Raw genomic sequence first — 23,991 nt, forward strand, 5'->3', positions numbered from 1 at the left:
CTCAGGTTGGTTCAGGCGCTCGGCTGACCCGCGCTTTCACCGCACAGCAGCTGCGGAAGCGTGTCCGTTCTTAGACACAGATCGAGAAGTGAATCATGTCCACCACCCTGTCAGAAACCATCGAAATGACCATTACGACCACTGAGAATCCCAAGGTTGGTCCGGAGCTGGCCCGTTCGTGGCTGCTCGTCAACGGTGCGCAGCCCGCGCGCTTCGACGTGGCGGCGAACAGCGCAGCGGATGTCGTGGTCCTCGATGTCGAGGACTCGGTGGCACCGGCGGACAAAGCCGCAGCCCGTCAGAACGTGATCGAGTGGCTGTCCTCGCGCAACGAACGCCACGAACTCAACCACGGGTGGGTCCGCATCAACGGTTTCGGCACCGCATGGTGGGAGGAAGACCTCCGCGCCCTGCGCGAAGCTCCCGGGCTGGAAGGCGTCATGTTGGCCATGACCGAATCCCCCGAACACGTGACTCGCACCGCGGAGATGCTGCGGGGAACCCGCATCGTTGCACTCGTGGAAACAGCCCGTGGCGTGCAGAACCTGCAGGACATTGCCACGGCGCGCTCCACCTACCGCCTGGCGTTCGGCATCGGCGACTACCGCCGTGACACCGGTTTTGGCGAGAGTCCCATGGTGTTGGCCTATACCCGTTCGCAGTTCACCATTGCCTCGCGTGCGGCCAATCTGCCCGGCCCGATCGACGGACCGGCCGTGGGCGCACTCGGTGCCAAGCTCGCGGAGGCCACCGGTGTGACCTCCGAATTCGGCATGACCGGCAAGCTGTGCCTCATGCCGGAGCAGACCGCCACGGTCAACGAAGGCCTGTCCCCGAGCCTGAACGAGCTGTCCTGGGCCACCGACTTCCTACAGGAGTTCGAGGCCGACGGCGGTCAGATCCGCAACGGCTCCGACCTACCCCGTCTGGCTCGTGCCCGTAAGGTGTTGGGCTTGGCCACCTCGTTCGGCATGAGCATCCCGGAGGGCTATGACGTGCACTCCGAGGCTCCCACCGATACCTATCACTGCTAGTCACCGAGCGCTCGGCCAATAACGCGCCGAGAAACACGAGGTGGTTGACCTCATCACACGAACTATCCCCGGTGCGGCGGATACGTCACAATGGACTGTGGCAAGACCACATGACCCACTGCAGCTCAGACACCACGTGAGCCTGCGGGACGTATCCGCCGTAACCGGGGAGTTTCCATGACCACCAGCACTGAAGCCACCGTCCGTAGAACCAAGATCGGCATTGTGGGAGCGGGGTCGGTGGGAACCTCGCTGGCGTACGCGGCCATGATCCGCGGCACCGCGACCGATATTGCCCTGTACGACCTCAACACCGCCAAGGTTGAAGCCGAGGCCCTGGACCTCTCCCACGGCCAGATGTTCGCTTCCGACACCCGCGTGGAGGGCTCGGATGACGTGGCCGTGCTCAAGGACTCGGACGTCATCCTGATCACCGCCGGCGCCAAGCAGAAGCCCGGCCAGACTCGCCTGGACCTGGCCGGTGCCAATACCGAGATCCTCAAGACGCTCATGCCGCAGCTCCTGGAGCACGCGCCCAACGCGATCTGCGTGCTCGTGACCAACCCGTGCGACGTGCTCACCGTGGTCGCTCAGAAGATCACGGGGCTGCCGTACCGCCAGGTCCTGAGCTCCGGCACCGTGCTGGACACCTCCCGCCTGCGTTGGATGATCGCCAACGAGGCCCGCGTGAACACCACCAGCGTGCACGCATACATCATCGGAGAGCACGGCGATTCCGAGTTCCCGGTGTGGTCCTCCGCTTCGATCGGTCAGGTGCCGCTGCGGGATTGGGAGATCGACGGCCGCAAACCCTTCACCGAGCAGCGCCTGGCGGAGATGACCGATCAGGTGGTCAACGCGGCCTACAAGGTGATCGAGGGCAAGGGCGCCACCAACTACGCGATTGGTCTGTCCGGCATCCGCATTGCCGAGGCCATCTTGCGTGATCTGCGCTCAGTACTGCCTGTCTCCTCGATCCTGGACGACTTCCACGGCATCAGCGGGCTTGCGCTGTCCGTCCCGTCCATCGTGGGCCGCCGCGGTGTGGAGCAACCGCTCGCGATCCCCATGGGTGAGCACGAGGAACAGCAGCTGCGCGATTCGGCCCAGGCCATGCGCAAGGCCCTCGCCTCGCTCGGCTTCTGAGCCTACTTAGCGGACCACGCCTCGGTGTGTTCCCCGGCCACCCGACCAAGGCGCGTGATGGACGACGACGCCGCGAGCGCCGTCGTTCTCGAAAGGTCACGGGCTAGAAGGGGCACGGAAGGACCCGCTCACCCGTCGGTGGGTGGGTCCGTATCGTCACGGGGCACGGTCACGCGTTTCATGAGATCGGCAAGGTATCGCGCATCCGGGTGCCGCATGAGGGACAGGTGCTGCGCGGTGATCGGAACCTCGTCCGCGAGCCGGTTCTGGCCGATCTTCGACTTGAACTCCACGGACCGGGGACGCAGCCGGAAACCCGCGATGACTCTGAGAAGCCGATGCATTGAATCCTCCGCGCTGTCGTTCATCCGCCACGGCCCGGAGGAACTGCCGGGCGCCGCGGTATCGGGCCCCTCCTGGCGCGGGCGCACTCGGTTCTCATGATGGTCGATGAGCCGCCGCAGATGATCCTCCAGCGCGGGCTGGTCCATCATGGTGGCTTGGCCGCGAATATGGACGGGCTCGAAATCGTAGGTGGGTAATCCGGCGTGGGTATACCAGTCCGGGCTGATGTATGCGGAGGGCCCGGGGAAGATCAACAACACCTCCCGGCCCGCGGCCAGAACCGTGTGCAACGGATCTGCCAAGGGGATGTGGCTTTCGACGACCACGGAACCATCGGGCTCCCGAACCGCCAGCATCGGCATATGTGTGGCCACCAGCTCGGAACCCACAATGATCCCCAGAGGGTAGTCGGCAATGAGATCGGCGAAGTCATGACCGGCCACGGGTTGGTAGAGCGGATTGATCAGCATGACTGCATTAACTCTGTGATCGGGGCATAAAGCAAGGGGCCCGCTCACCGTGTGGTGAGCGGACCCCTTGCTTCATCGGCGGGGAAGGAGCCCCGACAACGGGTGGAACTTAGCGGCGACCGGTGGCGACGTCGGACTCGACGCGGGTGGACGTAGCGGCTTCCGTGGGTGCCTGGTGAGGGGAGTTGGCCAGGCGCACGGCCTCGTCGAACTCGGCCTCGATCTCAGGATCACGCTTGTACGTGGCCAAGGAACCGACGATCGCGGCGAACATGCCCAGGAAGAAACCGGGGATGATCTCGTAGAGTTCGCTCCACGGGGTGTACTGCCACACGAACACGGTCACGGCGCCCACGATCATCGCGGTGATCGCGCCGGTGTTGGTGAGCTTGCGCCAGAAGAGGCTCAAGACGACCACGGGGCCGAACGCGGAACCGAAGCCGGCCCACGCGAAGCTCACGAGCTCCAGGATGGTGGCGTTCTGTTCCCACGCGAGAGCGGCAGCGACGATGGCCACCAACAGCACGCCGGCGCGGCCCATCCACACCTGTGCCTTGGGAGAAGGGGTCTTCTTGGAGGCCAGGTTGTACAGGTCCTCGACCAACGCGGAGGAGGAAACAATCAGCTGCGAAGACACGGTGGACATGATGGCGGCCAGCACGGCGGCCAGTACCAGGCCGGCCAGGGCGGGGTGGAACAGGATCTGGGACAGATCCAGGAACACGGCCTCGGGGTCGGTGGGCTCCTGATCCGGGCGGTTACCGAAGTAGGCGATACCCACCAGGGCGGTGGAGATTGCGCCGATCACGGTGAGGATCATCCAGCCCACACCGATGCGGCGGCCGGACTTGGCGTCGGCCGGGCTGCGCAGGGCCATGAAACGCACAATGATGTGCGGCTGACCGAAGTAACCCAGGCCCCAAGCCAGTGCGGAGATGATGCCCACGGCGGTGCCGCCGGCCAGCAGGGACAGGGCATCCGGCTGGGCGCTCTGGATACGGTCCACCATTTCGGCGGGACCGCCCACCATGAACAGGCCCACAATCGGAACCATGAGCAGGGCCAACAGCATGAGCAGACCCTGGAAGAGGTCTGTGTAAGAAGCGCCCAGGAAGCCACCGAAGAAGGTGTAGAGCACGGTCACGCCCGCGATCAGCAGCATGCCGACCAGGTAGGAAGAACCGAACGAGGACATGAAGAACACGCCGCCAGCGACCATGCCGGAGGAGACGTAGAACGTGAAGAAGACCAGGATGATCACACCGGACACCACGCGCAGCACGCGGGTGTTGCCCTTGAGTCGGTTGTCCAGGAAGGACGGGATGGTGATCGAGTTGTTGGAGACCTCGGTGTACGCGCGCAAACGCGGCGCCACGAACTTCCAGTTCAGCCAGGCACCAATGGTCAAACCAATGGCGATCCAGGCTTCAACCATGCCCGCCAGGTACACAGCACCGGGCAGACCCATGAGCAACCAGCCGGACATATCCGAAGCGCCCGCAGACAGTGCGGCCACGCCGGGCTTGAGGTTTCTACCGCCCAACATGTAATCGTCGAGGTTCTTTGTCTTACTGTTGGCCCACAGGCCAATCGCGATCATGCCTAAGAAATAGATCACAATCGCGATGAGTTGATACGCCTGGTCGGACATAGGTGTACCTTCCGGTGCGAGAAATTTGGACGGCGTCCACTGTATGGGACGTTATTTAGCTACCCAAAGCTGTTAAGTGTCATCGCTCACCCTTAGGGGTGGTTTCAGGCCTGTTTCTGAGGCCATTCGGTGAAGGTGGCGGGGTTCGTGTTCCAGACCCCGGGGTTCCAGTCCTTCAGCAAGTCAGCCGTGGTATTGAGGGGGTCGTTGACCCCCAGCGAAGCACCGAGCCACAGCAACACGTCGCGCGCGCTGTAACCCAGTGCGTGTAATTCCTCAAGTGTTACAGCTCCGTCCCGTTTAGCCAACCGCGCACCCGTTGGCCCCAGCACGAGGGGCACGTGAACGTACTCGGGCGCGGGGTATCCCAACAGCCCTGCCAGGTAGGCCTGCCGCGGCGCGGAGGACAAGAGGTCGTCGCCGCGCACCACCTGATCGATGCCCTGGTGGGCGTCGTCCACGACCACCGCCAGGTTGTAGGCGGGGGTGCCGTCGTTGCGCACCAACACCATGTCGTCCACCGCGCCCGTGTACGCACCCGCAAAGTAGTCGTGCACGGTGAATTCGCTCACGTCCGCGCGCAGTCGGATGGCCGGCGGGCGCTCTTGCCGACGCCGCTCGCGAGCCTCCTCGTTCAGCTCCCGGCACGTACCGGGATAGGCCCCGGGGATCCCGTGCGGTGCCGACGCCGCGGCGTGAATCTCCTTGCGCGTGCAAAAGCATTCGTAGGTCAGTCCGGCAGCCGTGAGACGTTGCACCTCTCGCGAGAACTGCGGAATACGGGGGGCCTGGTAATCAACGGGCCCATCCCAATCCAGACCGATGGCCGCCAGATCCGCGATATTGCGCTCCGCGGCGCCCTTCTTCACACGGTCCAAGTCTTCAACCCGCAGGATGAACTTTCGCCCCGTGGCGCGAGCGAATCCCCACGCGGCCAACGCGGTGCGCAGATTGCCCAGGTGAAGGTCTCCCGACGGTGACGGCGCGAACCGGCCGGCGGGCGGCAGAGCGGCGTCGTTGGGAGAGGGTTTCGGGGAGGGCGAGGCAGGGTGGGAGGCGAACACGCGGGTCAGGCTAGCATTGCGTAACCTCAATCGTTGGGTGGATGTGGAGGGGTTCGGGTCCGGTTAGGCTGTTCGGCATGGCACGCATCCACGAGCTGCGCGACGGCGTTCACGTGATTGGCACGGAGAACTGGAGGTTGAACTCCGGACTCATCGTGGGATCTCAGCGTGCCCTGGTGATCGACACGGGTGCGGGACCGCGCCAGGGTCGCGAGATCCTCGCGGCCGTTCGTGAGGTGACCAACCTTCCCCTCACCGTGGTCAACACCCACGCGCATTACGACCACTACATGGGTAATGCCGTGTTCCAGCGTGCCGGTGTCGAGGAATTCTGGGCGCACAAGGCATGTGCGGTGGCCATGCGGGAGCACGGCGACTACCAGCGCAGTTTTGTGGGGACTCAAGAACCCGAAATGGGAGATGCCGAGGGTCTGGATACCCAGCTCGTGTTGCCGACCAACACCTTGCCCGGCAACGGTCGCCGCCCCTCGCTCACGCGTATCGAATTGGGCGACAAGCCCGTGACGCTGTTCTTCTTGGGCCTCGGTCACACCGACAACGACGTGTGCGTGGGCGTGGAGGACATTGTCTTCTGCGGTGACCTGGTCGAAGAAGGTGCGGATCCCAGCTTCGAGGATTCCTACCCGCAACGCTGGGTGGAAACGTTGCGCTCACTGGCGACGCTCGAGCGCTACAAGGTTTTCGTGCCCGGCCACGGCAGCCCGGTGTCCAACACGTTCGTGCTGCAACAAGCGGACACCATGGCGCTCGCGGTCAAGCGCGCGGAACAGGCCGATCCCACCTCGGCGGGCACTGTGACCGCTTCCATGTTTCGGCTCCCGTATCAGGCGGGGGTGGCCCGGGTCTTCCTGGACCGGTTGGCCACCGTCAGGATAGAGACCGCAGCCAGCGCGCCACGGACCGCCAGCTCAGAGCAGCCGCAGCCGCAATCCCAAGGTATCCCGCAATAACGGTCGCCCGCCCCGCCCACGTGCCTGCCACTGCGGGCGATGGCATCAGCGCCACGGTCACCGCCAGACCGATTGCCAGCACCAGCAGCGTGATGACCGTGCCCCGGCGGGGGCGCACTGGCGCACGATGGCCATGACCCGGTCCGTTGTACTGCGCGTACGGGTTCTGTTGGAATCCCGTGGGCGGGTATGGCTGCTGAGCCTGCGGGTACGGCGCGTTCACATATGGTGCGTTTGAGTACGACGCCGCCGCGGGGCCTTGGGTGCCGAAGCGCGGGTTTCCGTCTCCCCGGGGTCCTGGTTGTCCGATGCCCGGTTGGTGGGGGTTGTGCTGTTGCTGGTGAGATCCGGCGGGCGGGGTGAATGCGCTGTCGCCGCGGTCCTCCCGGCGCTCAAGGTTCTCGCGACGGGCGTCCATCTTCTGTCGGACCCGGCGGTATACGTCGCTGGGGTGAGCTCCGGGACGGGACAGGGCGGCGTCGGTGAACCTGATGGCAATGACCGCGAGCACACCCCAGGCGCCCACGATGAGAAGGGCGGCGGCGGCGTCGGACGGGCGGTGCCAGCCGTTCAGCACGGTGAGCATGCCGGTGATCGCGGCCAGGAGCCATCCCCAGGTGGCTGTTTTGGCGCGCAGATGCGGGGGAGCGACCAGCAGAAGCGCCACGAGAATCGTGGCCGTGGCTGTTGTGTGACCGGACGGGAACGAATTGTGGACGATCTGCTGAATGCCGTAGTCGGGCTTGTTTAGGAGCACGCGCTTGAGGAACTGCGTGGTGAAATTGGCGCCCAGGATCATGCCCAGCCCCGCGAGGGCGGGGATCCAACGACGCGTGCGCACCGTCCACACGAGAGCCAGAACGGCGGCGGCGATCGATACCAGTTCCGGTAGGTGCTGGGCCGCGGCCAGGAAGATCCACGGGAAGAAATCGTTGCGATCGGCCTTGGCCTGCGCGAGAGCCTCGTCATCCAGGGACTGACCCGTCATGGTCATGAGGCTGATGTAGGACGCGATGCCAACGCACACGCTCAACATGGCCACGGTCATGAGCGGACGGATCACGGAGCGGCGGGGCATGGAACGCGCGGGCGCGGGAAGGAATGACAACGGGCAGCCTTATCGGGGGAAATCGACGAGCGCGGCCGGATCCGGATGATCGGCCATCGCAATATCTTGCCACGGGAGGCTTTGGTGGGGCTGAGAGAGGGCGCTCCGGCATGAAGGGGCCCCGGCACGGGGTGCGTGCCGGGGCTCAAACGGTCGTGTCTATCGGTTACTTGCGCTTGCGAGTGAATGCCGAGATACCGGTGATCTCGCGGCCCACGATGAGTGCCTGCATCGAGTCGGTGCCCTCGTAGGTGGAGACGACTTCCATGTCGGTGAGGTGGCGGCCGATGTGGTTTTCCAGGAGGATGCCGTTGCCTGCGAGCATGTCGCGGGCGGTGCGGCACATGTCCAGGGCCTTGCGGGACGTGAACATCTTGACCATGGAGGCCATGGCGTCCGTGAGTTGGTCGTTCTCCGCCAGGTGGGCCATGCGGGTGCACATGAGCTGCATTGCGGTCAGGTCCGCGAGCATGGTTGCGAGCTTTTCCTGGACGAGCTGGAAGCTACCGATGGGGGCGCCGAACTGTTCGCGGTCCAGGGCATATTGCGCAGCGATTTTGAAGGCCGCCATGCCGTGGCCCAGGGCTTCCCATGAGGCTCCGCCACGGGTGGCCTTGAGGACCAGGTTCACGTCCTTGAAGCTGCTGCAATTGGGTAGGCGGTTCTCATCGGGGATCTTGAGGTTCTCGATCACGATGTCCGCCTGGTTGATGGCGCGCTTGGCGATCTTGCCCTTGATGACTTCGGGACGGTAACCCTCGGGGTACTCGCCGTTGTCCTGCTTCTCGACCACGAAGGCCTTGACCTGGCCGTCGGCCTCGTCGCGGGCGTACAGCACGATCACGTTGGCAGCGTGGCCGTTGCCAATCCACCGCTTGTGACCGTTGATGACCCACTGGTTGCCCTCCTTCCGGGCGGAGGTCTCCAGCGACACGGAGTCGGAACCGTGGTCCGGTTCGGTCAGAGCGAAGGCGCCCGTCTTCTCGAGTTTGGCCATTACCGGAAGCCAGCGGTTGCGCTGCTCCTCGTTGCCGAGCATGTAGATGCTGCCCATGCACAGGTTGGAGTGCACGCCCAGGAACGTATTGAACGAGCCGTCAATGCGACCGAACTCGCGAGCCACGATGCCCGCGGTCTGACGCGAGAATCCGGGGCAGCCGTAGCCGGGAATGAAGGAGCCGATGATGCCCAGCTCGGGCAGCTTGGCGAAGACCTTGTCAGGGTGTTCAGCGCGCTCCCAGTACTCGTTGATGGTGGGCAGGATTTCCTTCTGGCCGAAGGCTCGCACCTTGTCCCGCAGTTCAATGTCCTCGGGGGAGAGGTCCTGATCCAGGAGGAAGAAGTCGGGGTGATCGATGATGGCTGTCATGGTGGGCCTTTCGTTAGCAAGAGATGGATGAGGGTGACCGCTCCGTCGCGGTCTCGAATGTCAGGGTTGTTCAGTGATCAGCGCGGCACCCAGGGCGTGACGCATGTGGTCGTCCAAGGGTTCGGGCTTCTGGGTGTCCGGATTGAGCTGGACGATCGCGGTTTCAGCCACCACGCAAGGTTTGCCGTTCTGGTGGAGTTCGTGGTGCACGGTGTAGGACGTGGACCCGATTCGCGAAATCCACACGTGCGCCCACAGTTCAGGCCCGTAATTGATGGGGCGAAAGAAGTCCACGTTGAGGGAGCGAACCACGCGAGGCCGCTCACCGTTGGGGAAAGTTCCCGTCCAATGCAGCGCGGCGCGCACACGGGCTTCTTCGACCAGGGTGATCGCGCGGGCATTGTTGACGTGCCCGTTGGCGTCCTGGTCTGACCAGCGCAGGTCGATCTCACGCAAAAACTTGGTGCCTTGCACCTGGTTGATTTCAGCCATGACGACGGCGCTCCTCGAGCCAGGCGAGTACGGTCGCCTGATCCGCGCCTAACGCGGGCGGTGCTTTGTCGTATCCGACAGGCGTACGACTGAAGGACATGGGGTTCTTGATGGTCGGCACGGCCTGGTCGCCGCTGCCGGTTTCCACGACCGGGTTCAGCCCCAGTCGCTCCGCGTATTGCACGCCTTCATCGATATTGAGGATGGGTGCGCATGGAATGCCCTGGGCCTGCAACTTGGTGAACCACTCGTCCGCGGTCCCGGTGGACAGAGCTTCCACGAGCATGGGCCGGAGAATGTCACGGTGGTTGTTCCGGCCCTTCATGGTGGCAAAGCGTTCGTCTTCGGCCAGATGCGCCACCCCCAGGGTGTTCACCAAACGCGCGAACTGGCTGTCGTTGCCCACGGTGATGATCAAGTCCTTGTCACTCGTGGGGAAGGGTCCGTAGGGGTACAGGCTGGGGTGGTCGTTGCCCAGTCGCTGAGGTACGTTGCCGCACGCCGCGTAGCCGGTGGTCTGGTTGACCAAACCGGACAGCGCTGAGGACAACAGATCCAGCTGCAGGTGCTGACCTTGACCGGACTGTGCGCGTTCGTGCAGGGCACCTAAGATTCCGATGGCTGTGTGCAATCCGGTGATCACGTCGAACATGGCCACGCCCGCACGCTGGGGTGGGCCGTCCGGGGTACCGGTGACGGACATGAATCCTGACATGCCCTGCACCAACAGGTCGTAGCCCGGCATGGTGCGACCACCCTCGGTTCCGAAGCCCGTGATGCTCGCGTGGATCAGGTGAGGCCAACGCTCGGCGACCGAAGCGGCGTCGAGCCCGAATCGCTCGAGACCGCCCGGCTTGAAGTTCTCGACGAAAACGTCCGATGAATCGACGATTTGGTGAGCTGTCTCCAGGTTGGCCGGGTCCTTGAGGTCCAGCACGATTGAATGCTTGTTCCGGTTGACGGAGAGGAAGTAGGTGCTGACGCCGTCGCGGTGCGGAGGAATCCACTGGCGGGAATCGTCACCGCCGGGCCCTTCGACCTTGATGACGGTGGCCCCCATGTCGGCCAAGAGCATGGTGCAGTACGGTCCCGCGAGAATGCGGGTGAAATCAGCAATGACCACTCCGCTGAGAGGGCCCCGGGGAGCCTCGGTGGTTGGCAGCGTCATGAAAGTGACCTCGATGGGTGGGAACGAATGTGTCTTGAACCACATAACCACCGGTATTAGGCTCTGTCTAATATAAATTGCGTCCCCCGGTGATGCTCGAAACGCAATAAAGGCGGCAATTGATGGATGTCCACCAGGCCAAGGCGTTCCTCGCGGTCGCGGAAGAGCTGCATTTCGGGCGGGCCGCCACCAGATTGCGGGTGGCTCAGCCGCCCCTGAGCAGGCTCATCAAGCAACTCGAAAAGAGTCTGGGTGCCGAACTCTTCGAGCGCAGCACTCGTCACGTGTCACTCACTCCGGCGGGCAAAGCATTGATCGAACCGGCCACCAGGCTGGTGTCCACCTCCGAGGACGCCAAACAAGCCGTGCGGGATGCCGTGAGCGGTGAAACCGGGCGCGTCCGGTTGGGCTTTGCCGGTGCGTCCATCAACCACAAGGTGGGTGAGCTGGCGCGGCAAGTGAAGGCCAAACGGCCGGGGGTCATGCTCGAACTGCACAGTTCGCAGTTCTCGCACTTGGGCTTGGAACGGCTCCTGGACGACTCACTCGATTTGGTCATTGGGCGCTGGGATTTCATCCCCGCCGAACTCAATTCCTGCATCCTGGCGCAGGAAGAAGTCATGGTCGTGTTGCCCAAGAACCATCCGATGGCCAACCAGCTGCGTGTGAGCATGGCCAGCCTGTCGGAAGAATCGTGGGTTACCCTGCCGGGTGGAGCGGTCTCGGCGCTTTCGAACCGCTTGAATTCCTTGGCCATGAGTGCGGGATTCGTCCCCCGCGTGGTGCAGACCGCCCCCGACTCCTGGACGCTCGTGGTGCTCGTGGGCGCTGAAATCGGGTGCGCCGTGAGCCTGGATTCGGTGCGGGATAACGTCTCCTCGGACGGCGTGGTGTTCCTGCCGCTGGCCGAGGAACAGCGTCCGCTGGAGGTCAGACTGGTGTGGCGGGCATCGGATCACAATCCCGCCCTGCGATCCGTCATCCAGATCGCACGGAGAATGTTTGCCGATGCCCACCGCACCAGTGAGCAGAACGCTCAGTCGTAGCTGTACCACCCCTGGCCGGACTTCCGCCCGAAGCGGCCGGCCTCGTAGAGTTCCTTGATCGCGGGCCGGGGGAGGCTCTCCGGATTTCCGGTCTGCTCGTATTCGGCCATGCGGATCAGGTAGACCACGTCCACGCCCACCAGGTCCATCAATTCGAACGGACCCATGGGGTGGCGGAGCGCGGTCTTGGCGGCGACGTCGATGTCCTCGAAGTCCGCGATGCCCTCCTCGTAGAGCTTGAGGGCTTCGGTACGGAGCGCGCCCAGCAGGCGGTTCGCCACGAAACCGGGCGTCTCTTGCTTGAGCTTCACGGGTTTCTTGCCGAACGACTTGGCCAAGGCCACGGCGGTCTCGACCGTCTCCTCGGAGGTCTGCTCGTTGGGGACCACTTCCACGCACTCCATGACCAGGGCCGGGTTGAAGAAGTGGAAGTTGCAGACTTTATCCGGGCGTTCGGTCGCATCGGCCACTCGGGAAGACACGATGTTGGACGAGTTCGTGGCCAGGATCGCGTGTGGCGGGCAGATCTGGTCCAGCTCCGAGAAGAGCTCCCGTTTGATACCCAGGTCCTCCACAGCGGCTTCGATCACGAAGTCCGTCTGGGCGGCACTCCCGTCGCGGTCGGTGGTGAACGTGAGTCGATCGAACGCGGCCGAAACGTCCTCCTGGGAACGGCGGCCCTTCTCGACGTCACGATTCATCCGGGATTCGAGTTGCGACTTGGCGCGATCCACGTATTCCTCGGCGATGTCCACGAGGGCGGTGGTGTATCCGGCCAGCGCGGACACCATGGCGATCTGGGAACCCATGGCGCCGGCACCGATCACCGTGACGTGCTTGATGTTGGCCAGGGGATTGTTGCTGTCGCTCACGCTTCATCGTCCTTTCGCTGGGCAGCTCGGTAATCCGGGGTTCGCTTCTCTAAGAAGGCGTTGGTTCCCTCGACCTTCTCGGCGCTGCTGTACAGCACCGACTGCGCCAGCCGCTCCAGCAGGATTCCGGTGCTGTGGTCTGCGTCGAATCCGTGGCGCACCACGGTCTTGGCCAACTGGGTTGCCAGCGGTCCCTTGGACAGGATCGTCTGGGCGGTTTCCTTGGCCTTGGGCATGAGTTCTTGGGGTTCGACGACGTCGGTCACCAGTCCCATGGTCAGGGCCTCTTGGGCTTTGACGCGCCTGCTGGTCAGGATCATTTCGGTGGCTCTACCCACTCCCACCAACCGCGCCAGGCGCTGAGTGCCACCCGCGGCCGGCATGATGCCCAGGCTGGTCTCGGGCAGAGCGAACTGGGCGTTCGTGGAGGCGATCCTGATGTCGCACGCCAGAGCCAGTTCGTGCCCGCCGCCAAAGGCATAGCCGTTGACGGCGGCGATGGTCGGCTTGTGGAACTGCTCGACCTTTTCGTAGACGCCCTGCATTGCGGCGCGGAGCCCGTCCTTCGGCTTTCGGACGGCCAACTCGTTGATGTCCGCACCTGCCACGAAGGCCTTGTCACCGGCGCCTGTGAAGATCACGATCTGAGCGTCGTCGTTGTCGGCGAGCTCGTCCAAGGCCTGGGAGATCTGACCGAGAACCGAGGCGTTGATCGCGTTACGCACCTCGGGGCGGTCGATCGTGATCACGGCAATGTCGTCCTGGATGTCCACCGTCACGGTGGTGTCAGCGGAAGTCACTGAGCGGGCTCCTTTTCTTCGGCTTGGGGAACTCGGGAAATTTCACCGGTGTCCGGGTCGATCACCGGCGCGGGCTTCATCACCCTGATGAGCAGGGCTGTGGCCACCACAATGGCCAGGCCGATCAACGTGACCAGCAGGCCCGGGAGGAACATCATGAAGCCACCCACGGCCAGCAATACGCGGAAGGGAATGGGAACCTGGCGCTCCACGAACGTCAGCCAGCCACCAATGGCACCCGCCAGTGCGTACACGGCGATGATGCTGAACACGAAGGCCAGGATGACCTTGCCCAGTGAATCCTGCGCCACCAACGCGGGGTTCAGGGCGAAGCCGAAGGGCACCACGTATTTCACCGCACCGAGCTTCATGGCCGAGAAACACGTGGCCATGGGTGAGGCCTTGGAGATGCCCGCCGCGGCAAATGCGGCTAGACCAACGGGCGGGGTGATGTAGGAAACCGAAGCCCAGTAGATGACGAACAAGTGGGCGGCAATGGGATCCACACCCAGCGCGATTACGGCCGGGGCCATCACGATGGCCAGGAACACGTACGCCGCGGAAATGGTCAGGCCCATACCGAGCACGAAACACACGGCCGCACCGGCGATGAGCAGGAGCACCACGTTCTCTCCGACCAAGGCCACGAGGTCGCGGGACAGGGACAGTGCCACGCCGGTGGCGCTCAGGCCGCCGAGAATCAGGCCCACACCGGCGATGATGGCCACGATCTGGCCCAGGGTCTTTCCGACGTCGATGCCCATCTCGACCCACTGTTCGGGACCGAACTTCAGGCTTGGCTTCACCAGAGCAATCAGCAGGAGCACACCGACCACCCAGTAGGGCACCTGGGACTCGGAATCACCGGTGAACAACAGCACGGTCAGCAGGGCCAACGCACCGAGGTAGGGCCAGCCCTCGACCAGGGCCGCACCGGCGCGGGGCAGCAGGTTGCGGGGCGTTCCGCGCAGACCGCGCTGGGCCGCGTAGCCGTCAATCTGCAAGAAGATGCCCAGGTAGTAGAGGACCGCCGGAATGATCGCGGCGATCAGGATGGATGTGTAGGGCACGCCCACGAAGGACACCATGAGGAACGCTGCGGTGCCCATGATGGGCGGGGTGATGGAGCCACCCGAGGATGCGGTGGCCTCAACGGCACCGGCCACCTTGGCGCTGAAGCCGGACTTCTTCATGGCCGGAATGGTCATGGGGCCCGTGGTCAGCACGTTGGATACGGCCGAACCGCTCATCATGCCCATGGCCGCCGAGCTGGCCACGGACACCTTGGCCGAACCACCGCGGTAGCGGCCGAACATCGCCATGGAGAGATTGTGGAAGAAGTCTGCGCCGCCGGTGTGCTGCAGCACGGTACCGAACAACAGGAAGCCCACCAGGATGGTGCCGGCGGTCTGCAGGGGCAGGCCCAGCACACTGTCCGCGCCCATGGTGTGCACCTGGGCGAGTGTGGGCAGGTCGTACGAGATGCCCTGCAGGAAGGACAAGGGAATCTGGCCCGCGAACAACGGGTAGACCGAGAATAGAAAGGCAATCACGGTCACGATCCATCCGGAACCGCGACGCAGCCCCTCCAGGATGATCAGCCAGAACACGAAGCTGAGGACCGTAGCCAGGGTCGGGGCAATGAACTGCCAGCCGTACTCCTGGATGCGCACACCGTTCACAGAGAAATAGAGGCACGTGCCGATGGTGACCAGGATCAGAAGGACGTCGTACCACGGGACGCCGCGAGCGCCGTCGTGCTCGCTGAGCCGAGCAGCCGTGGAACCAGAGGTTTCGCGCGATTCCGTGACGTCAATGCCACCCTCCGGCGCGGACTTCTTGCGCAGGGGATTAACGATGAACACGATCGGGACGAAGCACGCGATCAGCAGGTACAGGAACGAGTTGGTGAGCACGGCCAAATCACCCAGGTTCCAGAAGAACACCTGGTTCATGGTCAGCAGGATGCCTGCCAAAGTGAGCGCGATGATGACTGCGCGCCAGAATGGGGTGAGGCGGGGGTTGTGGTCGTGGAGCACCGCGTCACCGGCGTGCATGAACTCATCGTCGGCGGGGTTCGTGGTCTGCGAGGTCCGGGGAGCCTGCTCGGCCGGTTGCTGGACAGTGCTCATGCCGCACCTCCGTTTTCTGACTGTTCAGGAACATCATTGATGGGTGGAAGCGTGGGGAGATTGTCGCGTTTCCAATCGACCCACATGGAGCGGACATTGTCGTTCTTGCCGTTCTCCTCCCAGAACCCGGGCCATTCATCCATCATGAGGCGCTCGCGTTCGAGGAGGGCGTCGTTGCGTCTCTGCAACCCGGGAGTCCAGCGATTCTTCTCTTTGAGGAACTCGACCATGGCGTCGTGGAACGGCACCACCAGGGGTTCCAGCAGGATGCGCTCGAAGCCGAAGCTCTTGGCGTCCGGGGTCGCGTCCTTGTAGTACTCGAAGTTCTCGTCGAGCGCCGTGACCAGACGGGTGACCTCGTCATTGGGGCGTTCGGCCAGCGTGGTCAGGGGGATTGTGTACTGCATGTTGACGGCCGATTCGCCGTCAGCCTGGCCGGCTCCATTGCTGAACTGGCCCGGTCGCACCATGGGCGCGAGTTCTTCCCAGGTCTGGTACTTCGATTCATCGTTGCCGCCCAGATCCAGCCAGTGCACCGGGTACTGCGAGGCCAGTTCCTCGATATTCGCGCCGACGACGTTCTGGTACAGCGCGTCGATCTGTCCCGTTTTCAGGCCTTCGATCTGGCCGCCGTAGGAGATGTCCACGAGCTCGACATCAGAGCCTGTAAGGCCGCCGTAGTTGAGGATGCCCTCAAGCTTGCGGTTCATGGAGGTACTGGCGACCAGGCGGGGATACTTCTTGCCCTTGAGGTCCTCGACCTTCTCGATACCGCTGTCCTTTCGGACCAGCACGCCGTAGTTGCCCGGGGGAGTCCAGACCAAGCGGATGGGCTGAGGACCCCAGTTCTCGGAGGTGAACTCATCGTTGCCTTCAAAGGCGTAGTAGTACTCGTCGCCTGCGCGGGAGTACTGCGCGGTGCCGTTGATGAGCGGTGCCAAACGGCCGATGCCGGTGTCCGAGGTCATCAGACGGATCTGACGTCCCGTGCGTCCGGTCAGGGTGTTGGCCACAGCTGCGAGGTCGTTGTAGGTGCCCGTGCCCACGCTGTAGGTGGACCACACGAGTTGCTGGGTACGGTCGGTTGCACGAGGGCCGGATGAACAGCCCGAAAGCATCGCCAATGCGGACACCGACGACATGCCCATGAGCAATGAGCGTCGACTGATGGGACGTGGCATGTTGCCTCCATGAATCACAGTTGGAGAGGTGTCGCTCGGCAGACGCGCGAGGATCAAAAGTGCGTCGCGCGGTCTCGAAAACCGGCGTTGTTCATTCTTACCGTCATTGTGTGATGCGCAACACTATGTGGGGTGATTCATGTTGAACCGGTCATAATTCGGTTCATGGGAGGCAATGGGCCGTTCGGTTCTGCGAGTTCCTTCACCGTGCTGACCACGTACGCCATTCCCTTACTCGGTGAATGACCGGACTTTCTCCCGCAACCCCAGACGAACGGTCGGCCACTCGCGGTCGATGATTGAAAAAACGACGACGTCGCGCACCGTTCCGTCTCGCCACACGTCGTGATTGCGCAGGACACCGTCCTGTTTGGCGCCGAGGGCCGCAATCGCGGCGCGGGAGCGACGGTTGTGCCAGTGCGTGCGGAACTCCACCGCGATGCAGTCCAGGGTCTCGAAGGCGTGGGCCAGCAACAGCATCTTTGCTTCCGCGTTGATCCCCGTCCCGTGCGCACTCGAGGCCAACCATGTGGAGCCGATTTCCAACCGCCTGTGGTCCGGTCTGATGTGCAAGAACGTGGTGACGCCAACTGCCCGCCCATCGCTCCTGCGGCGGACGGCCCACGGAACACACTGCTGGGCCGTATGCCGTGCAAGTTTGCTTTTGATATCCGCGAGCATCCCGTCCGGGGAGGGGAGGCGGGCGAACCAGACCTTGTAGAGGTCGTCTTCCGCAATGGCCTCCGCGAGCTCTGGTGCGTGCTCGACAGTCAGTGGTTCGAGATCGAGCAAGTCTCCGTTGAGGTGCGGGATCGTGTAAAAGTCCATGGGGCCAAGGCTACGACTGAGGCGAGGAGGCTGGCGCGCGCAATTCAAGAACCATCTATCTAGTCATCATCACCGGTTGCGAACAGGGGTGCTTTCCTAGCCAGTTCATCGGCGAACAGGGGAAGACCCGCCTGGGACAATCCTCGTATGTAGTCATCCCAAGTCACGTGGGGATTACTCATATCTGCGACCACCTCCCGAGCGATCTCACACACTGTTGGAGTGTTTAAGTCCAACTGATCGAGTAAAAAGTCGTCTGGAGATTTGAGCCCAACGTTATATGGCCTGCGTGAAATGGTAGGGAAGTCTTTCCCATTGAAAGTGACTATGAGTTCAGCACCTGCTCGCACTGAAGCTGCCAGTACATGTCGATCTTTGAGGTCATTGGTCATCCCTGGCACCAAGCTCTCATAGTTCTCGACAAGGGCGTCGGGGAAGAAGTTCCGCATAGTCTCTACTCGCCTGCGTGCCTTAGATGGTTCCTTGTTGAGCTTGATTACTAGGTTGCGCTCTACCTCGTCCAAAATTTCATCCGACCAAAGGGGTCTGAACTGTTTGGCCGTAGCCAACCGAAGCAGCAGATCTGCGATTGGCATGGGAATCAGGACACAGGCATCGAGTACCACTGGGAATGACATGGCGAGTCACCGAGAGTTCGAGTCTGTTGGAGTATCGAAGTAGGTGCCGTCATGCGCTGCCTCTTGGGTCGCCTCTCGGAGGCCTTCGCGGCGTCTTTCCTCCAAGTCCTTTTCGTAGCCAATGAGGTCAGTCAGTAGAACTCTGCGGTGCCTACCAACTTTGCTGAAAGAGATGTCACCTTGCTCCAACAGCTTCACCAGCGTCGGACGGGAGATCCCAAGGTGATCAGCGGCTTGTTGGGTGGTCAGCCTTGTGTTGGTGGGAACCACGGAGACACCTCGCTCATTGGCGAGCGCATCCACGATGTGAGTGAGCAAGTAGTAGACCTCTGCTGGGATTTCCTGTTTATCGCCAGCGGGGGACATCAGGTAGGGGATCTGCCTGTCTATCGCGGTGGGAGTGCCCTCAAGGAATTGAGAGAGGGCCTTGAGCTCTTCTTTATGGGCAGGGCTGGGCGCGACGGTTGAGCGTTCCTGGGCGTTGGTGGTCATGATCTCAGTCTACTGAATATTCGAAATATTCGAAATATCTCGCATTGGGTCAGCGCAAGGGTAGCGCGAGGCGCGCTCCTCGAAGCCGCGCCGACGTCGTTCTACAGGCCGCGTCGATCGGGCCGGTCTTAACGCTGGTTCACTCCAGTGGTTTTGCCTGCGCGTTCCGACCCACAACGAGGCGGCGCGTTCCTTTGGCGCTGAAGGCGACTATCCGCTCGAGCGGGCCCTGGCCCAGAGTCAGCTGCCAAACGACCGCGAAACCGGCGGCCACCAGCAGGTGCACGAAATACCAGAGGTACCGGGCGTCTTCGTGCAGTCCCAGGGCCAGCACCAGCAGGTGTGCTGTGTAGAGCGTGAGCGTCATGGAACCCATTGCGGACAGCGGCAGGAGCCAGCCCCCAATTTTCCGGCTGATCAGCAGGAACAACCCCAGCACGGTCAGGCCCACCCCCAAGCTGGTCGCGATGGCGAGCGGTGTGTTGGAATGCGGGGTCGTGATGGCCAGCCACCACCCTGTGGTGGTCGGCAGCGAACCCGCGCCCCACACCAGGATCTCGTCGAGTTTCTCCTCGCTCAGATGCGATGCCGCCTGCAACTTGAAGTATCCCTCGAAGCCGTAGAGGAGCACGTAGGAGATGGTCTGGGCGGCGATCCACAACGACGCACCCACGAAAACCAGGCGGATCTGGGTGTTCACGGCACGCAGATCCAGGCGCCCCAGTCCCATCCCGACCAGTAGATAGGTCATGTACGGCAGCGCCGGGTAGCTACCGGTCAGCAGGAGCTGGGATACCGTGCCTGCGGGATTGCTCAGCACATTGCTCAGCGTGGGGTTGTAGTACCACCATTCGGGGAGCACATCCAACAGGCCCTGCATCAGCAGGGGTGCGAGGATCCCGAATCCGGCCGCCCACACGAACAGGGCCGGGGCCTTTGCGTGCAGGAACGGGATGGCCAGGAGGAAGAACACGCCGTAGTAGAACAGGATGTCGTACGCGGGAGGGTTCTCCGGCATCGCGGCGTTGATGCACAGACCGACCGTGGTGATCAGCAGGGCGCGTACCAGGACACTCACGCGCTCGCCGGTCAGGGCTCGTCCTTCGCGCGGGTGCCGTCCGCCGGACCCGAGAGCCAGGCCCACCCCGGCCAGTAGCGCGAACAAGGCCGCCGAATCGCCCGAGAACAGGCGCCAGGACCAGGTGGCCTCTCCGGTCTCCGTGTTCCACGAAGGAAGTATGTGAATGGCCATGAGCCCAATCAACGCCAGCCCGCGAGCGGCGTCGATCCCCACCAGCCGACGCCTGGGCCGCCCTGCGGGCTCCGTCGTGGCTGTCTGGTCTGTGGCGCCCCCGCGCCGTACTGTTTCCACCCGTTCTCCTGTGTTCCCCCGGCCCCCGTGCGGGGCGTATGAGCATTTGTTCACAGGTCGCGGGCGTCAGTGGCCGAGACCGTCCCGGCGCTTTGCCTTGCCGGTGCCCCCAAAGGATAGGGCGTCGAAAATAAAAGGAGCCTGAGAAACGGTCGATGAACTCCCGCGAGACTCGTCACAGTCTCCGGTGATGTTCGTCCGGATTTCCCTCGGGGCCGTGATCCTGCGTTTGTCCGGGTCCTCAGGTGGCGGGGTGTAACGTGCTGATCCCATGAGCCGTAGCCGGTCCATGGTGGTCGCCACAGGCGGGCCAGGGCCGGGGAAAAACAGCCCGAGGGGGCCGGGGGAGGAGAAGGTATGGAGAAAGTCAGGTCAAGGGGGCGGGGGACCACAGCCCGCCGCATCGGTGCGCTCGCGATCCTGGGCGTGGGGCTGCTGACCGGGTGCGCGGGCCAGGGAGATGGCGAGGTGCCGGAGAGCGCGTGGTTCGGCGGCTACGTCAATGTGACGTCGGAACCCCGGTACGAATTCGAGAGCCAGGACACCGCGAGCGAGGGCCGCACCGTGTTGTCGTTCGTGGTCTCGGACCCCGACGACGCGTGTGCCCCCTCGTGGGGAGGCTATTACGGGCTCGACGACGCCGCGGAGAAACTTGACCTGGACACCCGGATCGACACGTTGCGCAGCAACGGCGGCGACGTGGTCGTCTCCTTCGGGGGGCAGTCCGGAACCGAACTGGCCACCGGCTGCGAGGATTCGGACGAGCTGTACGACGCGTACAGCGCCGTCGTCGAGCGCTACGACCTCGACGCCGTGGACCTCGATATCGAGATGGACGACCTCCAGGACAGCGACGCCGGCAGCCGCCGCGCGGAGGCCGTAGCCCGGTTGCAGGAGGATCGGCCCGACGACGATCCCCTCGAGGTGTGGGTGACACTGCCGGTGGGCACGGGGGGACTGGACGAGCAGTCCCAGCAGACCGTGGCGCAGTTGCTGGAGGCCGGCGTGGACCTGGCCGGGGTGAACCTCATGACCATGAACTACGGGGACGGCAAGGATTCCGAGCAGAGTTCTTACGACGCGTCCGTGGCCGCGGCTCGCGCCGCGCAGACGCAAGTGAAAGAGCTCTACGGCAGTGCCGGGCAGGAATTGTCGGACGAGCAGGCCTGGCAGCGCATCGGGTTGACGCCGATGATCGGGCGCAATGACGTCGATGGGGAGATTTTCGATCTCGCCGCCGCGCAGCAGTTGAACGAGTTCGCGCGCGAGCAGGGCATCGGCCGGATCTCCCTGTGGTCCCTCGACCGGGATCGCTCCTGCACCACGGATGAGTCTGCGGCACAGTGGGCCAGCAGCCTGTGCAGTGGCGTCGAGCAGGAGAACGGGGACTTCACCCGGGCGCTCGGGGAGCAGTACTCGAAGTAGCCCATTCCCTGGCTGCCATCCGGGGTTCGCGCCGCCCCGCTCGGAGCGGGGACTCAGTAGGTTCTCAGTACCCCCGTGGTCCGATGAATGCATGCACGGCCCCACCGGGGCCGGTGCACAGGGGGGGATGCAGCCCCATGTCCGAGCCGGGGGGCCGGGCATGGGAGGACTGCCTCCACGGGTTCCTGCGCCTTGTCCATGGGGGGCGGCGCAGGAACCCTACCCGACGGGGACCTGCATGGTGAGCCGTGAGCCAATACCTCGACGAGGACCACTCACGAGCCCGGCGGCGGGCCCCACGGGTCGGTGCACCGAGGGGCGCACCGGCAGATCCGTCCGAGGGGACGGATCGCCAACTGGGGATGGGGTTGTCATGGCACGTTTTTTTCGCAATCGGGGTGTGCACCGATCCGGCCGGCGCAGGGGAGGTTCAGGGTCCGGGCGCACGGGCAGCACGGTTGCCACACCGGTGTTCTTCGATTCGAGCGGGAAGCGCTGGCGCCGGATCCTCGCCGGGCTGGTGCTGGTCCTGTTGCTCCTAGCCGGTTCACTTGCGTGGGTGGTGCCGCAGGCGCTGGCACCGACCTCCACCCAGGCGCAGAACCAGGACATCGAGTATGCGCAGGAACTGCTGGCCAGCGGGGACGAGGAAGACATCCCGGTACTGGGCGACGAGGACGGCTACGCGTTCTCGCGCATCGGCCTGATCGAGGAGGTCGACGGGCAAAAGGTGCTGGCCGATCCGTTCAGCGATGACGTCTTCCGGGTACTGACCGACGACGAAATCGGCACGGTGGGGGACAGCCCCTACGCCCTGGAGCACTTCGGTGCTCCCGCCGACGGGCAGCTGGTGCTGACCTTCGACGACGGACCCGACGCCGAGTACACCACCGAGATCCTCAATGTGCTCTCCGAGGAGGGCGTGCCCGCCACGTTCTTCACGATCGGAACCAGTGTGGCGGAGAATCCCGATGTGTTCCAGCGCATTATCAAGGAGGGGCATTCCGTGGGTAACCACACCATGACCCACGCGACCTCCGACACCAGCAGCTTGTTCAACCGTGAAGAGGTGATCAGCACCGACCGGGAGATGCGCGCGGTGGGCGGCTACGCCTCGTCCCTGTTCCGCATCCCGGAGGCCGACGCCGACAACAACCCGCTGCCGCTGTTGCAGGCCCAGCAGCTGGGATACCTGCACGTCAACTTCGACATCGACACCGAGGACTGGAGCTACGCCCCGGGCGAGGACGTCCCCGTGCCCGATCTGGACGGGGAAGGACACGTTGTGCTGATGCACGACAGCGGCGGGGACCGCACCGCCTCGGTCGAGGCGCTGCGCGAGCTCATCCAGGAGGCCAAGAACAAGGGCTACACGTTCGCCACGGTCGACAGCATCGCCCCGGAGCAGTACCAAGCGGAGAAGAACCTAGAAGCCACGGTCGGGGACGAGGCCGTTGCCGTGACGGTTGCGGGGGTCTCGGTGGCTCCGTCCGTGGCCATGAGCTGGCTGTTCTGGTTCGGCATCGGCTCCCTCACGATCATGTCCGTCCTCTACATCGTTCTGGCACTCGTGGGCAATCGGCGGCAGAAGAAGCGGGTGTGGCGACAGCTGCCCGAGCACGAGCTGCCGCTGGTGAGCGTGATCCTGCCGGTGTTCAACGAGGAACTCGTGGTGGCCCGCACATTGGATTCGCTGCGGGCCAGCGACTACCCGAACTTCGAGGTCATCGTGGTTGACGACGGCTCCACGGACGGCACCGGTGCGATCCTGCGCGAGGTGGCCGCCGGGTGGCCACAGCTGCGGGTGCTCACCCAACCCAACGCCGGTAAGTCGGTCGCCTCCAATCAGGCCATCCTGGCCGCGAACGGGGAGATCGTGGTGACCCTCGACGGGGACACCATCTTCGAGCCGCAGACCATCCGGATGCTCGCCCGTCACTTCTACGACACCGACGGCGACCGCCGGGTGGGCGCGGTGGCCGGGCACATCAAGGTGGGCAACCGCTCCAACCTGCTGACCATGTGGCAGTCCCTGGAGTACATCTCCGGCATCTGCGTGACCAGGGTGGCCGAGGGTGTGATCGGGGCGATCTCCATCGTGCCCGGGGCATGCGCGGCGTGGCGGAAGGAAGCCCTGCAGGCTGCCGGAGGGTACTCTCATGACACCCTGGCGGAGGACGCGGACCTGACCATGACCCTGCAGAAACTGGGGTACAAGGTGGTCCAGGAGAATCGGGCCGTGGCGTGGACCGAGGCCCCCATTACGGCCAAGGGACTGGCCAAGCAGCGGCTGCGCTGGACCTACGGTAACCTGAGTTGGCTCACGACCTGGGGCTCTGCGGCATGGCGGGGCTGTGACCTGTGGTGATGCTGTCGGATTGGGGCGG

Annotated in this window: 21 protein-coding genes; 6 read left to right on the plus strand and 15 right to left on the minus strand. The window is 63.8% G+C overall.

Annotated features, from left to right (window positions below; genetic code table 11):
* Positions 1 to 95 precede the first annotated feature (95 nt).
* The gene (locus EWV37_RS02450; protein ID WP_129699621.1) at positions 96 to 1,034 is read left to right on the plus strand and encodes an HpcH/HpaI aldolase/citrate lyase family protein; all 939 of its coding nucleotides are present in this window, start codon (positions 96 to 98) and stop codon (positions 1,032 to 1,034) included.
* Positions 1,035 to 1,211: 177 nt separating this feature from the next.
* On the plus strand, positions 1,212 to 2,180 hold the full coding sequence (locus EWV37_RS02455) for an L-lactate dehydrogenase (RefSeq protein WP_095796482.1): 969 nt from the start codon (positions 1,212 to 1,214) through the stop codon (positions 2,178 to 2,180).
* 128 nt (positions 2,181 to 2,308) lie between these two features.
* Here the strand turns inward: EWV37_RS02455 and EWV37_RS02460 are convergent, their stop codons facing one another.
* From EWV37_RS02460 to gluQRS, 3 genes are all read right to left on the minus strand, one after another.
* Positions 2,309 to 2,995 (minus strand): FMN-binding negative transcriptional regulator, encoded by a 687-nt coding sequence (locus EWV37_RS02460; protein ID WP_129699622.1) that lies wholly within the window; start codon positions 2,993 to 2,995, stop codon positions 2,309 to 2,311.
* A 109-nt stretch (positions 2,996 to 3,104) separates the two neighbouring features.
* Positions 3,105 to 4,646, minus strand: coding sequence for a sodium/proline symporter PutP (putP, locus tag EWV37_RS02465; protein ID WP_129699623.1), 1,542 nt, complete (start codon positions 4,644 to 4,646; stop codon positions 3,105 to 3,107).
* Between the two features lie 104 nt (positions 4,647 to 4,750).
* Complete coding sequence (gluQRS, locus tag EWV37_RS02470; protein ID WP_371514522.1) at positions 4,751 to 5,710, minus strand: tRNA glutamyl-Q(34) synthetase GluQRS; 960 nt, start codon at positions 5,708 to 5,710, stop codon at positions 4,751 to 4,753.
* Positions 5,711 to 5,787: 77 nt separating this feature from the next.
* Between gluQRS and EWV37_RS02475 the strand changes: the two genes are divergently transcribed.
* Entirely contained in the window at positions 5,788 to 6,681 is an 894-nt protein-coding gene (locus tag EWV37_RS02475) for an MBL fold metallo-hydrolase (RefSeq protein WP_129699624.1), read from the plus strand.
* On the opposite strand, the gene EWV37_RS02480 is transcribed toward EWV37_RS02475, so the two are convergent.
* The 4 genes from EWV37_RS02480 to EWV37_RS02495 form a co-directional block, all read right to left on the minus strand.
* Positions 6,599 to 7,789: a phosphatase PAP2 family protein gene (locus tag EWV37_RS02480; protein ID WP_238663013.1), complete on the minus strand. Its 1,191-nt coding sequence runs from the start codon at positions 7,787 to 7,789 to the stop codon at positions 6,599 to 6,601. The two genes, EWV37_RS02475 and EWV37_RS02480, sit on opposite strands and share 83 nt — an antisense overlap.
* A gap of 166 nt (positions 7,790 to 7,955) precedes the next feature.
* Positions 7,956 to 9,158, minus strand: coding sequence for an acyl-CoA dehydrogenase family protein (locus EWV37_RS02485; RefSeq protein WP_129699625.1), 1,203 nt, complete (start codon positions 9,156 to 9,158; stop codon positions 7,956 to 7,958).
* Between the two features lie 60 nt (positions 9,159 to 9,218).
* On the minus strand, positions 9,219 to 9,650 hold the full coding sequence (locus tag EWV37_RS02490) for an acyl-CoA thioesterase (protein WP_129699626.1): 432 nt from the start codon (positions 9,648 to 9,650) through the stop codon (positions 9,219 to 9,221).
* On the minus strand, positions 9,643 to 10,818 hold the full coding sequence (locus tag EWV37_RS02495) for a CaiB/BaiF CoA transferase family protein (RefSeq protein WP_165189182.1): 1,176 nt from the start codon (positions 10,816 to 10,818) through the stop codon (positions 9,643 to 9,645). The genes EWV37_RS02490 and EWV37_RS02495 overlap by 8 nt, the downstream gene beginning before the upstream one ends.
* A 122-nt stretch (positions 10,819 to 10,940) precedes the next feature.
* On the opposite strand from EWV37_RS02495, the gene EWV37_RS02500 reads away from it, so the two are divergent.
* Positions 10,941 to 11,864: a LysR family transcriptional regulator gene (locus tag EWV37_RS02500; RefSeq protein ID WP_129699627.1), complete on the plus strand. Its 924-nt coding sequence runs from the start codon at positions 10,941 to 10,943 to the stop codon at positions 11,862 to 11,864.
* Here the strand turns inward: EWV37_RS02500 and EWV37_RS02505 are convergent.
* The 8 genes from EWV37_RS02505 to EWV37_RS02540 all read right to left on the minus strand — a co-directional run bounded on the left by EWV37_RS02505 (position 11,855) and on the right by EWV37_RS02540 (position 20,233).
* Positions 11,855 to 12,736: a 3-hydroxyacyl-CoA dehydrogenase family protein gene (locus EWV37_RS02505; RefSeq protein WP_259913956.1), complete on the minus strand. Its 882-nt coding sequence runs from the start codon at positions 12,734 to 12,736 to the stop codon at positions 11,855 to 11,857. The genes EWV37_RS02500 and EWV37_RS02505 overlap by 10 nt on opposite strands.
* Complete coding sequence (locus EWV37_RS02510; protein ID WP_129699628.1) at positions 12,733 to 13,536, minus strand: enoyl-CoA hydratase/isomerase family protein; 804 nt, start codon at positions 13,534 to 13,536, stop codon at positions 12,733 to 12,735. Before EWV37_RS02510 ends, EWV37_RS02505 begins: the two co-directional genes overlap by 4 nt.
* The gene (locus tag EWV37_RS02515; RefSeq protein WP_238663014.1) at positions 13,533 to 15,668 is read right to left on the minus strand and encodes a TRAP transporter permease; all 2,136 of its coding nucleotides are present in this window, start codon (positions 15,666 to 15,668) and stop codon (positions 13,533 to 13,535) included. Before EWV37_RS02515 ends, EWV37_RS02510 begins: the two co-directional genes overlap by 4 nt.
* Positions 15,665 to 16,849 carry a TAXI family TRAP transporter solute-binding subunit gene (locus tag EWV37_RS02520; RefSeq protein ID WP_129699629.1) on the minus strand — a complete coding sequence of 395 codons (1,185 nt, stop codon included), beginning with the start codon at positions 16,847 to 16,849 and terminating at the stop codon, positions 15,665 to 15,667. The genes EWV37_RS02515 and EWV37_RS02520 overlap by 4 nt, the downstream gene beginning before the upstream one ends.
* Before the next feature lie 231 nt (positions 16,850 to 17,080).
* Complete coding sequence (locus tag EWV37_RS02525) at positions 17,081 to 17,677, minus strand: GNAT family N-acetyltransferase (RefSeq protein WP_129699630.1); 597 nt, start codon at positions 17,675 to 17,677, stop codon at positions 17,081 to 17,083.
* 59 nt (positions 17,678 to 17,736) lie between these two features.
* A complete protein-coding gene (locus tag EWV37_RS02530) occupies positions 17,737 to 18,315 on the minus strand; it encodes a PIN domain-containing protein (RefSeq protein ID WP_129699631.1) in 579 nt (192 codons plus the stop codon).
* Between the two features lie 6 nt (positions 18,316 to 18,321).
* On the minus strand, positions 18,322 to 18,807 hold the full coding sequence (locus EWV37_RS02535) for a helix-turn-helix domain-containing protein (protein WP_129699632.1): 486 nt from the start codon (positions 18,805 to 18,807) through the stop codon (positions 18,322 to 18,324).
* Positions 18,808 to 18,946: 139 nt separating this feature from the next.
* Entirely contained in the window at positions 18,947 to 20,233 is a 1,287-nt protein-coding gene (locus tag EWV37_RS02540; RefSeq protein WP_420843738.1) for a heparan-alpha-glucosaminide N-acetyltransferase domain-containing protein, read from the minus strand.
* 303 nt (positions 20,234 to 20,536) lie between these two features.
* On the opposite strand from EWV37_RS02540, the gene EWV37_RS02545 reads away from it, so the two are divergent.
* Together EWV37_RS02545 and EWV37_RS02550 are read left to right on the plus strand one after the other, a co-directional pair.
* Positions 20,537 to 21,604 carry a chitinase gene (locus EWV37_RS02545; protein WP_129699633.1) on the plus strand — a complete coding sequence of 356 codons (1,068 nt, stop codon included), beginning with the start codon at positions 20,537 to 20,539 and terminating at the stop codon, positions 21,602 to 21,604.
* Between the two features lie 373 nt (positions 21,605 to 21,977).
* Positions 21,978 to 23,972 carry a glycosyltransferase gene (locus EWV37_RS02550; protein ID WP_238663016.1) on the plus strand — a complete coding sequence of 665 codons (1,995 nt, stop codon included), beginning with the start codon at positions 21,978 to 21,980 and terminating at the stop codon, positions 23,970 to 23,972.
* The last annotated feature ends 19 nt before the right edge of the window (positions 23,973 to 23,991 follow it).

It is taken from the genome of Kocuria carniphila (genome assembly GCF_004136555.1).
GTDB classification, from domain to species: Bacteria; Actinomycetota; Actinomycetes; order Actinomycetales; family Micrococcaceae; genus Kocuria; species Kocuria carniphila.